This window comes from Methanobrevibacter sp., from assembly GCF_045116495.1.
GTDB lineage: Archaea > Methanobacteriota > Methanobacteria > Methanobacteriales > Methanobacteriaceae > Methanocatella.
The window spans coordinates 1-11,895 of sequence record NZ_JBGULU010000020.1; the positions used below are offsets into that span (position 1 = coordinate 1).

An 11,895-nucleotide genomic window follows, 5' to 3' on the forward strand; every position below is an offset into this window, starting at 1 on the left:
AAGAAAACCTGCGTAACTTTAGTACTTTTCGATGACGAATACCATATTTTATACACCAGAAAACCAATCGATGAAGTTGAGCTGTTAACAGACAATGAATACTTCGCTAGCGGTTGCACTGCACTTTTGGATGCAGTCGGAAGAACAATTCTTTCACTTGACAAGGAAGTTTCAAACAAGGTAATGTTTGTAATTACCACAGACGGTCTTGAAAACTCATCCATGGAATTTTCCAGAAGTGATGTTAAACAACTTATTGAAGACCATGACTGGGAATTTCTATTTATCGGTGCAGATATCGACTCATATGCTGAAGCAGCATCATTAGGCATTCCAAGAACACGCAGTGCCAATTTCACAAAATCTGCAGCAGGTCTTGGTGCATTATTTACCGGAGCAAGAGTTTTCAAAAAAGCTTATGAGGAAGATAATGCTGAAGAAATGGAAAGAGGATGGAAAAAAGATTTAGAATGAATATTCTAAATCCCAATATTTTTTTTGAAATTTTTTTATTGTTTACTTTTTAACTGTTTCAAAAGAAACATTTATATATTCTTTAAAACTAATTTTTAAACATGAATAGTGAAGACAATTTTCAGGGGATATGGGATAACTCGCCCTTTGTTGCCTGGATTCACAATATCTCAAAAAACCAGATGAAATATCTGAATTCACACATCAAGGATATGAATCTTGGCCATGAGATGAGATACATAATGGCAATCTTTGACAATCCCGGCATCTCCCAGGACGATTTGGTCAATATGTTCGGCCAGAGCAAGGCAACTGTTGCAAAATCACTCAAAAAACTGGAAGATGACGGATACATAAAAAGAGAAGTCAACCCTGAAAACCGAAGAAAATACATGCTTAAAACCACTTCCAAAGCTGATGAACTCGTTCCGAAAATAAGACTGATATCAAAAGACTGGGAGAGGGAAGTCGGCATTACAGATGAAGATTATGAACTTAAAAAAAGAATTAAGGAAATAGCCATTAACGGAATGAAGTTAACAGAAGATTTATAAAAAGAGGGAAAATTATGAAAATAGAATTTGAAACATATGTAATATTTGTATCATTTATAACATCCTTTTTTGCGGTGTTTTTATCAAATGGTATAATTATCGGTGTTCCGGCAATTGCACAGGACTTTGCAATGAATAACGTTATTCAAAACTGGGTACCGACAATTTTTTTCCTGGTGGTGGCAGTATTTACAGTTCCCGCAGGACAAATTTCAGGAAAATTCGGAGTTAAAAAGACACTGCTGGCAGGTATCATTGTATTTTTATTAGGGTCAATAGGTGCATGTCTTGCATTTTCAACAGAATCATTTTTAGTATTTAGAGTAATTCAGGGCGCAGGAGTTGCATTCCTGAACGTGTCTGCAATGGCAATGGTGGTTCAGGCAGTCAAACCACAAAACCGAGGAAAAGCACTGGGTTTTACAGTAACAGGAGTATATCTTGCAACATCACTTTCACCGGTAATCTGCGGATTTTTAGTACATAACCTTGGCTGGAGGTCAATGTTTTATTTTGTAATCCCATTTTTGGTCCTGTGTATCATCTTAATGATATTAAAAATACCTCAAGAGTGGAAAACCTATGAAAAAGATAAAATCGACAAAGTCGGATCTGTTCTATATGCCATTGGTATTCTGGCATTTATCTATGGATTTACAACATTGATTACAACAAACGGAAAAATTTTAACTGTCTTAGGTATAATTTTACTCATTATATTCGGATGGTATGAGTTAAGACAGACTTCCCCTGTATTCAACATAAATCTGTTTAAAAACAAGAAGTTTACATCATCCAATATTGCTGCATTATGCAGTTATCTGGCTATTATGGTAGTTACAACAATTCTAAACTATCATTTCCAATATGTAAGAGGCTGGAATGCACAGATGTCAGGAATGATACTGATTATCACACCTATCATCATGGCAATTATGGCACCTAATGCAGGTAAACTTTCAGATAGGATACATCCGCAAAAACTGGCTGCAATCGGTATCGGCATTGCTGCAGTTGCGCTGGCAATTCTAACATTCCTCACCGGAGACACACCACTTTACGTTGTTGTTTTGGCCATGGTGTTGCAGGGTATTGGAATGGGATTGTTCTCAAGTCCAAACATGAATGCTATTATGAGTTCAGTACCACCGAAAGATGCACCGACCGCTTCAGCTTCACAGGCAACAATGAGGACAATAGGCCAGACCATGAGCTTAGGACTTCTAACACTAGTCTTTGCTTGGGTGATGGGCAGTCTGGAACTGGCTCCTCAATATGCAAGCATGATTGTGCAGGCATCACAAATAATCTGTTTAATATGTACAATAGCATGCATCCTTTCAGTATTTGCCTCACTTGTTGGAATTAAATCAAGCGACAAGTTCAATACCGACAGACCTAATTGATAGTATTTTTACTATCAATTTTTTCTTATTTTTTTAATGTTGTTTAGTATTTGAATGAATATATTGTCTATTTTTTGATTCAACTATTCACTCGAAATTTTTATAAAAAATTAAAAAAAAGTGGAGAGTGAGGATTCGAACCCCAAACTACCATCATATAGTTTCTCATCCAATATGAGCCTCTCCCTATTTAAATATACCTTTTAGGCACCGATTAACGGCACCAAGATATATTAACTCTATGTATTTTGGAAATTAATTATGGCAGACTTGTAGCATTGACTGCTACAACAAGTATTGAAGTGCAGGAGTGAATGATATGAAAATTAATAAATCTATATGACACTTCAATACTAAAAGCTCTAACTGGGACTCGAACCCAGATTACAACCTCCGCAGGGATGTGTGTTTCCATTACACCATTAAAGCTAATTAAATGGAGTATTAGGGATTTGAACCCTAGGCCCCCCGTTGCAAACGGAGTGTTCTACCAACTGAACTAATACCCCAAAGTGCTAAAGCTGGGACTCGAACCCAAATCTCAACCTCGGCAAGGTCGTATGCTACCATTACACCACTAAAGCTAAATTAAATGGAGCATTAGGGATTTGAACCCTAGGCCCCCCGTTGCTAGCGGAGTGTTCTACCAACTGAACTAATGCCCCAAAGTGCTAAAGCTGGGACTCGAACCCAAATCTCAACCTCGGCAAGGTCGTATGCTACCATTACACCACTAAAGCAATAGCCAGCTAAAATTAATTAACTGGCAAATTAAAGGAATTGAGGTTAAACATATGAGATTATTGAAATCTCAAATTGTGCATGGCATGACTCGAACATGCATTCAGCTGTCCACAGCAGTTTTACCGATTAAACTACAAGCACATATATTTTAAGCGGTGAAGGAGGGATTCGAACCCCCACATGTTTTACCATACTAGATTAGCAGTCTAGCCCCTTACCATTCGGTGCACTTCACCATAACTGCCAATACTGAATTAAACTGATTTAATAGATTAATATGCTCAATTTAAAAGGTATGAAATGGATTAAACCATTGATAATAAGTTTAAACCTATTTACATACCATAAGACACACATTAAGTCTATTTATAGATATTGTTTGTTTTTCATGAATTTTTCATGAATGAAAGCCATAATTGTTACGGCTTAGAGACACAGGAAGGAATCGAACCTTCTCCAATATTGGATCCACCACAGAATTACAATTACATAACTGAGGCTATGCATCTTAACTGGTCTAATTGGCGATACAAACCAATTAGACCACACCTGTTTTAAATGAGAACGGAAGGAATCGAACCCCCATCATTTGTTCTGGAGACAAATATGATACCATTACACCACGTCCTCAAAATGTACCAGAATGGATGAAGTCCAAACTTCTTATAAGTAGGACTTTTTCAATGAAACTGATACGAAGTGCTATAGCTGGGATTCGAACCCAAATCACGACTTCGGAAGAGTCGTATGCTACCATTACACCACTAAAGCAAATACATCTTAACTTGGCCTAATTGGCAATACCACAAACCAATTAGGCCACAACCACACTTTTAAAGGATTAAAGTAGGACCGAAGGGATTTGAACCCTCGCCGACATGGTTATGAGTCATGCACTCTACCAACTGAGCTACGATCCTATATGCAAATTTGTTTTTTGAATAAATTTTAAGGGCCACATAAGGGATTCGAACCCTTTCCACAAGCGCCACAGACTTGCATGCTACCATTAAACACCAATGAAGCCATATGACAATTAAAAGGGTTTATCGGGACTCGAACCCAGATCTTCTCCTTACAAGGGAGATATTCTACCAATTGAACTACAAACCCATAATAAAGTAGGCCCGGTGGGATTTGAACCCACGATCACCCGGTTATCAGCCGGGCACTCTAACCCCTGAGCTACGGGCCTATATCACTAAGAGGGGACGTCCGGATTCGAACCGGAAAAAACTTGCTTTGCAGGCAAGCGCCTTACCATTCGGCCACGTCACCAACATACTTTATACTATTTAACGAGGAAGCCGGGATTTGAACCCGGAATCACAGGGTAGACAGCCCAGCATGTTAACCGTTACACCACTTCCCCAAGACTAATCTTATGTCTATTTAAGTAGGCCTGGAGGGATTTGAACCCTCGGCTTTCGCCTCGTAAGGGCGACACTCTACCTGACTGAGTCACAGGCCTATAAATGCCACTACGGGGATTCGAACCCCGGTACCCGGATCGAAAGTCCGGGAGGATTGCCAACTACCTTATAGAGGCATTCGAAACTTATAATTTTTTTAAAGGAGTTTAGAAACTAAACTCCTTCAATTTCGGAGAATATATTATGAAAGCATTTTTTAAGATTTAAAATCTTAAGCGGATTTGAGGGGATTCGAACCCACTAACACCAGATTAACAGTCTAGTATGTTACCTGTTAAACACCACAAACCCAAAAGGGAACGATGGGATTTGAACCCATGATTTTCGGATTAAAAGTCCGATGTATTAACCAACTATACTACGCACCCAAAGTAACGAGGATCGGATTTGAACCGATGATCATAAGGTTATGAGCCTTACGTGTTTTCCAGACTACACCACCCCGTTAATAGAGGCAGATAAACTGCCCCAATACTTATCAACATTTATCACTTTTTATTTATCTTGTGGAGCGATTACTCTCCAGAGTAGGATTACACAGGTTCGAACTGTGAGCACCAGGTCCAAAGCCTGATATGTTTACCGTATTACACCATAATCCTATACAAATGAGGACGCCAGGATTCGAACCTGAATCCCATGTCTCCAAGGCACAGATGTTAACCATTAACACCACATCCTCATTACGAAATCAAAAATGATTTCAAGTCTCTGCTGAGGAAATCTATCCTCTTTTCCGGATTTGCAGTCCGGATATTATCATTATGCAGACACAGATATAATATAAATGCCCTCTACCGGATTCGAACCGATAAAACGAGGTCTTCAGCCCCGGACTTTACCATTTAAGCTAAGAGAGCATAAATTATTATCAAGTTATAAACATTAACGTTGACAATTTATAAAAAAGTTGTAAAAAGTCAGATTAGCAGATACCATTGGATTTTACCTGTTTAAAGTCTAAAATTATCCAATGAAAGTATAGATCAAAATATTTTGTGTGAAAAAGAGCTTGGTTGTGATTAATATTTAATCGTTAAGCCCAAAGCTGGACTTAAACCAATACCTACTGCATTCCCACACAGAAATATCCTGCCTATTACTAATAGGTCCTGTACAACTTGGGCATTTAATATTCATAATAATCATCATTTTAATTTTTGTTTTAGTTTATATATAAATCCCATAAAGGAATTACTTTACATATACTTCAGATCTCTTCAAAAGACATCTAAATAATAATCTATTCCAGATTATATATAAATCCCATAAAGGAATTGCTTTATATATGATTTAGATCCCTATTGGAATCTAAATGAAATGCTCTAGCAGGGACTTGAACCCCAATCTCAGGCTTAGAAGGCCCGTGTTCTTCCACTTATACCACAAGAGCAAATTTGATTAACACGACTAATAAGAATGAAACAAAATGTTTCATCCTTAATATCAATATAGGTGTAATTTTTGTGTGAAGTTACTAGATGAGAATTTAAAGATATTCTCAAAGTCTCTGTGAAGAGAATCGAACTCTTACCTCAGGGTCTACAGCCCCACGTACTACCATTATACTACACAGAGATACAATATTAAAATGCAAGATATCCAATTTGAACCAAAGACAAGGATCTTTAGGCATCAACTATAAAACTGAGCTAGTTTCCCATGTATTAGCTTAAAAAAATCGTAAAAAGTCTAAATCAGTAATGATTATTTTAATCATAAACTTAGGCATAATTAATATGTGGTGATGTATCGAAATTGGTAAAAGATTAATTAATCATTAAGCCCAAAGCTGGACTTAAACCAATACCTACTGCATTCCCACACAGAAATATCCTGCCTATATCTAATAGACTCTGTACAACTTGGGCATTTAATATTCATAATAATCATCTAATTAAATATTCGTTTTAGTTTATATATAAATCACTTAAAGGATTTACTTTACAACAGATTCCCATTTATTCTAACTGAAATCTAAATTATAATCTATTTCAGGAATTATTTAAATCATTGAAAGGTTTTACTTTATCCGACAAAAAAATAGCTATTTTTCCTGAACAACTTTTCCAGTCATATGGTCAATAGTAATCTCAAACACTTCAGTTCTCTCTAAAAGACGATTAATCTCATCGACTGTTTCCTCATGAGTTGGAAAGAACTTATCCCCCAAGTAAGTGAGCGCTTCTATCTTTTCATCTTTGTCAGTTAATGTTTTGATATTACCAAAGGCAATGACACTTTTAAATGTATACCACCAGCTGTCAGTAGCTTTAACGCCATCATCCATAACACAATAGGAGCATTTGGAATGGTTCAAAACTGCATCATTCTTGTGTCCCTTTTGAGCACCATGGAAATATATTTTGCCGTTTACATAAACATGACTCATCGGAAGGGCATACGGATAGTCATAATCTCCCAGAAGTGCCAGAACTCCTCTTGGCTGACTTATCAGTATCTCTTCACATTCATCTATTGTAAGCTGCTGGCCTTTTCTTCTCATATTTCTAAACATAATCATATATCTAACAAAAGTGACTAAAATAACTATATGTCTAGATTAACCTTTAGAAACGCTGAAGAAAGTGATGTGAGTTTGATTTTGGAATTCATTAAAAAACTTGCTGATTATGAAAAAAGACTCGATGAAGTAATTGCTACAGAAGAAGACATAAGATATTGGGTTTTTGAAAAGCAGCAGGCAGAGGTCATTTTTGCTCTTGAAGATGATAAAGTCATCGGATTTGCATTATTTTTCCTAAGTTTTTCAACCTATATCGGAAATGTGAATCTTCATCTGGAAGACCTTTTCATTGACCCCGAATATCGGGGAAAGGGTTACGGCAAGGCAATGCTTAAAAGACTGGCCAAAATAGTCGTTGATAGAGGTTATGGAAGATTTGAATGGACCTGTCTTTCATGGAACAAGTCAAGTATTGACTTTTATTTATCTTTAGGTGCAAAACAGAAAGACTGGAACGTTTTCCATCTTACAGACAAAGAATTGGAAAAATTAGCCAATGAATAACTGAAAATTTACATAACCCTTTTCAGTATTGCAAACATTATTTTTGAAAATGTCTTTTTGACTATTCCCAATTTTACTTCAGGTGCAAAATCATGGTTTACCAAACCTGTTTCAAACCAGTATTTTTTATCCGCTTCAATAGGATCTTCCATCAGTGCCATTCTTTTCCAGACATCGAAAAAAATGATGTCCATTAATTTTGGAGAATGCAATTTTTTTGATTCAACATCCTGTGCAAATTTACGTGCAACCTTATCAATAGCTTCCTTATCCAGTGAATCTTTTCCGCCGCGTTTGAATGTAATTTTATAGACCTTATTTACACCCCAATGCCTTTGTGTTTCATCCATATATTTGGCCGTGTCCTTGTCACCCGCTCCTGCGGTTGTCACAATCACCAGTGCCTTTTTGGTAAAAAATGCAGGCCTGTGATAAAAATAGGCCACATGGTCAAAGAAATTCTTTAAAAGACCTGTAACATTCATTGCATATACCGGCGAGGTCATTATGATTCCATCTGCATTTTGCATTTTCTCTACAATCGGATGAACCCTATCGTAATGAGGGCATTTTTCCTCCCCTTCCATAATGCATTTAAAGCATCCGTTACATGGAGGAATATTTTCCTTGATTAATTGAATTTCTTCAAAATCACCTTTTAAACTTTTTTTAACCTGCTTTACAACTGCCCATGTATTTTTCTTTCTTGGAGAACCGTTTATAATTACATATTTCATTCAAACACCTAACTGACCTTCCAATACTAGTTTTTTCCTATATTCAAACTGTCTGTCAAATTCATCAACCTCATCAGCATTAACGTTGAACACATCAGGATTATGAAAAATTGCCAGTTCCTCTGACAATTCATCTTCATCAAACACTTTAATCATGAAAAACGGATTTTCTTCTTCCAAATCAGTTCCATCAAGATAAATGTTATATTTTGATGCAGATACAAAGCCAAATATCCGGTAATAATTTTCATCACCTATCACGAAAACATATGGATATTCTTCAGCCAAATCCAATGTGTATCTGATCAGTTTTGTTCCAAGTCCCTGATTTTGATAATCCTTTGCAATGGCTACAGGACCCAATACAACTGCATCCTCTCTTTGATTTTCAAACTGAAGATATCCTTTGGAATAACAGATGTGGGCTATTATTTTACCATCCTCTTCAATGACATATGCCAGATTCCTGATGAAACTTTCATCATCCCTTAACTGATGCACGATGAAGTGTTCAAAAGCACCCGGCCGATATATGTTCCAGAATGAATCTCTAACCATTTTTTCAACTTCCAAATAATCGGCCTCTTCTTCCAGCCTTATTTTCATGATTCCTCCTCAATTTTAACCGAATCAAAAATTATTCTTGCATGTTTTTTTGTCTTTTCCATAAATTCATTTAGGAATTTCTCGTCATCTTCAGGGTAATTTATTATGAAGTGCTCATACAATAGAAACATTCCATAATAGAAAAATGATTCTGACAGCTGTTTTACATCACAGTCTTTTATAATTAATTTTTTATCTTTCATCAGATTAAACAGATTAATCCAACCATGAACCGGAGCTTCAATAACTGCACTTTTCAGGAAGTTTTTTACATCGTCATTGTGATATGATTCGATTAGCATCAATCTTGTTATCTTCATCATTTTTTCTTCATATAGCTTTCCCATAAATGCATCGCAGCCCGCATTGTAGAAATAGTCAAATCCCTTGTCCAGATTCAGGCTGGCCTGCTCTATCGGAATATCATCACTGACCATTTCTTCAACATAATAATCCAAAATAGCTTTCAAAATGGCCTGTTTATTCGGATAATGATTATATATGGAGCTTTCCCTTATTCCAACTTCTCCGGCAATTTGTCTTATGGAAACGCCATCATATCCGAATTGTGAGAACAAATCTATCGATACATCAAGAATCCTGTTTTTAGTCATTTAACGAACACCTGTTAGTTTACATTAACATTTTTGATTTCAACATATTTAAAACTAACGAGCGTTAGTATGATTTTCATCCCAAATCAATTTAAAAAATGACACCAGACCAATACCTGCAGTTATTATTTCAATGACTGAAGATGAGAAATCAAGGATTGCAAGGAAATAAACAATATAGAAGAACTCGTTTACAATGAAACTAAGTTTGATCCATTTGATTTGCTTAAGCATATAGTTGCAGATTGTAATCTGGACAATTGCAATTATCGGAAGAAGCCCTATAAAACCCATTGTATTTACCAGCAGACCCAATGCTACAGACAATACAACGAAAAATACTGTCCAGTTTAAGGTTAACCTGTCCTTGTAAACCATCATATTTCTTGTAGCGGCTATTGCCATTGTGGTAACTCCTGTCCAGGAATAAAAAAAGAATGAAGATATCATAAGGACAAATGCATTCAGGAACTGATGCTTATATGCTTCCTTTTCATCATTGACCACCATGCTTAAAATGAGAAAAATCCCGGCAATCAGTGATATTGCATTTCCTATGATGATATTTATTGGCAAATTCATTAATTATAACATTTATATTTTTTAAAATAAATAGTAAACTTATGGAAATTACTGCAAGCGAAATGAGAAAGTCAATAGAAAAAATTTATGAAAGACTTGACAGCGTCACACCTGTTGATTTTGACTGCGGAAAACTCTGCGGTGAAGTATGCTGCGTTTATGATGCAGAAGATTACAGGAACGAAGAACTGGCACTGTATTTGCTTCCGGGCGAAGAGCTGATGTATGAGGATTCCCCTGATTTTGAACTATATTATATCGATTCATCAGAAATCAAATATCCCCACTCCTGGAAGGGTCAGATATATCTTGTAAAATGCACAAATCCGCCTAAATGCGACAGGTCAATCAGACCAATCCAATGCAGAACATTTCCACTTATACCACACATGGACAAAAAAGGAGAGTTCCACCTAATTTTTGACGAATCCGAATTTCCATACAAATGTCCGATTGTCCATGACCACATTAAATTGAATGATGATTTTGTAAAGACAACCTACGAGATATGGATGATACTGATGGCCAATCCTTTAGTTTATGATTTGGTTGATATGGACTCCAGAATGAGAGACAACAGAAAAGTTGACTATGAGGTAGTTATTTAAATAGCTTGAACACATACTATTATCATGATTAAAAAACTCATTATACTTTTACTGGGATTATTTATTTTAATGAGCACAGCCAGTGCCATTGACTCATCCAACTGGACAAATGCAACCGTCGGCTATGAAACATTCAAAATACCTCCTCAATATGAAAATCCATACAAAAGTGACTTCCATATGTATGAATTTGACGAAGACATTGACGTGTTTACAATCAGATTCGTCAATCCAAATATAATGAGTCTGTACGGTTACTATATGGAGCAAAATTCCCATATCAAAAAGGTTAAGATTGCAGGACACGATGCAGTTCATTTCATGAGTTATGATGATAATATCGAGAAAAACAAATCAAAATTATGGTTTTCATCAGGTGAGGAATTCTACTATATCTCATGGCTTGGTGAAAACATAACACCAGAGATTAAAGAGGTCGTAAAAAGCTGTTCAGATTCCAAATTTTCCCATGATGAGTTTTATGATATTCTTTCTGAAGAATTTAAAAATTATAAGATTGTCAATGCGATTGAATCACAAAGAAATGATTATCCTCAAGATAACAGACATCATTCATTCTTCTCTGTGGGAACCAATGGATACAGCGTTGGAGTAATGAATTAGAGAAGCTAAAATGCTCCTCCACCTCCACCACCTGATCCCCCTCCAAAGCTTCCGAAGCTTCCTGAATCAGAAGAGGATGTGGTGCTGCCAGCACTGCTGTGTGCATGATAAAATGTATGGTATCCATAATAATGGTAAAGGAACACACCGTCATCATAATCACTGACATTAGGTACATGAAGATTCATGGCTTTTTCTACACTTTTAGCTACTCCAAGAGAGGTTCCATAAATCAGGTACTTCTTCCAAACAACTATTGATTCCGGAGGGTGTTCGTTAATTAAACTGTTGTCCTTTAGGAATTCCTTAAAGTTTTTCCATTTGAGATAGAAGACTCTGCCCTTTTCAGTCCATTGTCCGAAGATATCATCTGGAAGCATTATTACAATAAATGAGAATATTGCAAGTGCAATTCCGCCACCTATTGCAAATATTCCATTGCGGAGATTTGTAAATAATCCTAAAATGAATATGATTATGCC

13 protein-coding genes and 17 tRNA genes are annotated in these 11,895 nt (G+C 36.3%); 6 read left to right on the forward strand and 24 right to left on the reverse strand.

Annotated features, from left to right (window positions below):
* From ACJMLH_RS00840 to ACJMLH_RS00850, 3 genes are all read left to right on the forward strand, one after another.
* Positions 1–474: VWA domain-containing protein (locus ACJMLH_RS00840; RefSeq protein WP_405274065.1), on the forward strand; the 474-nt coding region annotated here is incomplete at its 5' end.
* A 101-nt stretch (positions 475–575) separates the two neighbouring features.
* Positions 576–1,028, forward strand: a complete 453-nt coding sequence (locus ACJMLH_RS00845) for a MarR family winged helix-turn-helix transcriptional regulator (protein ID WP_405274066.1) — start codon at positions 576–578, stop codon at positions 1,026–1,028.
* 14 nt (positions 1,029–1,042) lie between these two features.
* Positions 1,043–2,434 (forward strand): MFS transporter, encoded by a 1,392-nt coding sequence (locus tag ACJMLH_RS00850; protein WP_405274067.1) that lies wholly within the window; start codon positions 1,043–1,045, stop codon positions 2,432–2,434.
* A 259-nt stretch (positions 2,435–2,693) separates the two neighbouring features.
* On the opposite strand, the gene ACJMLH_RS00855 is transcribed toward ACJMLH_RS00850, so the two are convergent.
* From ACJMLH_RS00855 to ACJMLH_RS00945, 19 genes are all read right to left on the reverse strand, one after another.
* A complete protein-coding gene (locus tag ACJMLH_RS00855) occupies positions 2,694–2,849 on the reverse strand; it encodes a hypothetical protein (RefSeq protein ID WP_405274068.1) in 156 nt (51 codons plus the stop codon).
* Positions 2,850–2,871: 22 nt separating this feature from the next.
* Positions 2,872–2,943: transfer RNA gene (locus tag ACJMLH_RS00860), tRNA-Ala, on the reverse strand.
* 4 nt (positions 2,944–2,947) lie between these two features.
* Positions 2,948–3,018 (reverse strand) — tRNA-Gly (locus ACJMLH_RS00865).
* Positions 3,019–3,027: 9 nt separating this feature from the next.
* Positions 3,028–3,099: transfer RNA gene (locus ACJMLH_RS00870), tRNA-Ala, on the reverse strand.
* A 4-nt stretch (positions 3,100–3,103) separates the two neighbouring features.
* Positions 3,104–3,174: transfer RNA gene (locus ACJMLH_RS00875), tRNA-Gly, on the reverse strand.
* 704 nt (positions 3,175–3,878) lie between these two features.
* A tRNA-Gly gene (locus ACJMLH_RS00880) sits at positions 3,879–3,949 on the reverse strand.
* Positions 3,950–4,025: 76 nt separating this feature from the next.
* Positions 4,026–4,098 (reverse strand) — tRNA-Ile (locus ACJMLH_RS00885).
* A gap of 121 nt (positions 4,099–4,219) precedes the next feature.
* Positions 4,220–4,291, reverse strand: a tRNA-Thr gene (locus ACJMLH_RS00890).
* A 9-nt stretch (positions 4,292–4,300) separates the two neighbouring features.
* Positions 4,301–4,373 (reverse strand) — tRNA-Ile (locus ACJMLH_RS00895).
* An 11-nt stretch (positions 4,374–4,384) separates the two neighbouring features.
* A tRNA-Cys gene (locus ACJMLH_RS00900) sits at positions 4,385–4,456 on the reverse strand.
* Between the two features lie 21 nt (positions 4,457–4,477).
* Positions 4,478–4,550: transfer RNA gene (locus tag ACJMLH_RS00905), tRNA-Asp, on the reverse strand.
* A gap of 25 nt (positions 4,551–4,575) precedes the next feature.
* A tRNA-Val gene (locus tag ACJMLH_RS00910) sits at positions 4,576–4,649 on the reverse strand.
* A 5-nt stretch (positions 4,650–4,654) separates the two neighbouring features.
* Positions 4,655–4,727: transfer RNA gene (locus ACJMLH_RS00915), tRNA-Glu, on the reverse strand.
* A 100-nt stretch (positions 4,728–4,827) separates the two neighbouring features.
* Positions 4,828–4,902 (reverse strand) — tRNA-Asn (locus tag ACJMLH_RS00920).
* Positions 4,903–4,905: 3 nt separating this feature from the next.
* A tRNA-Lys gene (locus tag ACJMLH_RS00925) sits at positions 4,906–4,979 on the reverse strand.
* Positions 4,980–4,983: 4 nt separating this feature from the next.
* A tRNA-Met gene (locus ACJMLH_RS00930) sits at positions 4,984–5,058 on the reverse strand.
* Positions 5,059–5,399: 341 nt separating this feature from the next.
* Positions 5,400–5,471 (reverse strand) — tRNA-Phe (locus ACJMLH_RS00935).
* A gap of 461 nt (positions 5,472–5,932) precedes the next feature.
* Positions 5,933–6,004, reverse strand: a tRNA-Arg gene (locus tag ACJMLH_RS00940).
* Positions 6,005–6,658: 654 nt separating this feature from the next.
* Entirely contained in the window at positions 6,659–7,129 is a 471-nt protein-coding gene (locus ACJMLH_RS00945; RefSeq protein ID WP_405274069.1) for a pyridoxamine 5'-phosphate oxidase family protein, read from the reverse strand.
* 36 nt (positions 7,130–7,165) lie between these two features.
* Between ACJMLH_RS00945 and ACJMLH_RS00950 the strand changes: the two genes are divergently transcribed.
* The gene (locus ACJMLH_RS00950) at positions 7,166–7,642 is read left to right on the forward strand and encodes a GNAT family N-acetyltransferase (RefSeq protein ID WP_405274070.1); all 477 of its coding nucleotides are present in this window, start codon (positions 7,166–7,168) and stop codon (positions 7,640–7,642) included.
* Positions 7,643–7,650: 8 nt separating this feature from the next.
* Here the strand turns inward: ACJMLH_RS00950 and ACJMLH_RS00955 are convergent, their stop codons facing one another.
* Genes ACJMLH_RS00955 through ACJMLH_RS00970 form a run of 4 tightly spaced genes read right to left on the reverse strand, consistent with a single transcriptional unit; the run spans position 7,651 to position 10,181 of the window.
* Complete coding sequence (locus tag ACJMLH_RS00955; protein WP_405274071.1) at positions 7,651–8,379, reverse strand: flavodoxin family protein; 729 nt, start codon at positions 8,377–8,379, stop codon at positions 7,651–7,653.
* Positions 8,380–8,985: a GNAT family N-acetyltransferase gene (locus ACJMLH_RS00960; protein ID WP_405274072.1), complete on the reverse strand. Its 606-nt coding sequence runs from the start codon at positions 8,983–8,985 to the stop codon at positions 8,380–8,382. It abuts the gene before it with no gap.
* Complete coding sequence (locus tag ACJMLH_RS00965) at positions 8,982–9,599, reverse strand: TetR/AcrR family transcriptional regulator (protein ID WP_405274073.1); 618 nt, start codon at positions 9,597–9,599, stop codon at positions 8,982–8,984. The genes ACJMLH_RS00960 and ACJMLH_RS00965 overlap by 4 nt, the downstream gene beginning before the upstream one ends.
* Before the next feature lie 54 nt (positions 9,600–9,653).
* Positions 9,654–10,181, reverse strand: coding sequence for a YgjV family protein (locus ACJMLH_RS00970; protein ID WP_405274074.1), 528 nt, complete (start codon positions 10,179–10,181; stop codon positions 9,654–9,656).
* Between the two features lie 41 nt (positions 10,182–10,222).
* Here ACJMLH_RS00970 and ACJMLH_RS00975 point away from each other — a divergent pair, with 41 nt between their 5' ends.
* Entirely contained in the window at positions 10,223–10,789 is a 567-nt protein-coding gene (locus tag ACJMLH_RS00975) for a hypothetical protein (RefSeq protein ID WP_405274075.1), read from the forward strand.
* Positions 10,790–10,858: 69 nt separating this feature from the next.
* On the forward strand, positions 10,859–11,413 hold the full coding sequence (locus tag ACJMLH_RS00980) for a hypothetical protein (RefSeq protein ID WP_405274076.1): 555 nt from the start codon (positions 10,859–10,861) through the stop codon (positions 11,411–11,413).
* Between the two features lie 5 nt (positions 11,414–11,418).
* Here ACJMLH_RS00980 and ACJMLH_RS00985 read toward each other — a convergent pair.
* Positions 11,419–11,895, reverse strand: a 477-nt coding sequence (locus ACJMLH_RS00985; RefSeq protein WP_405274077.1) for a DUF2207 family protein, incomplete at its 5' end; no start/stop codon positions are given.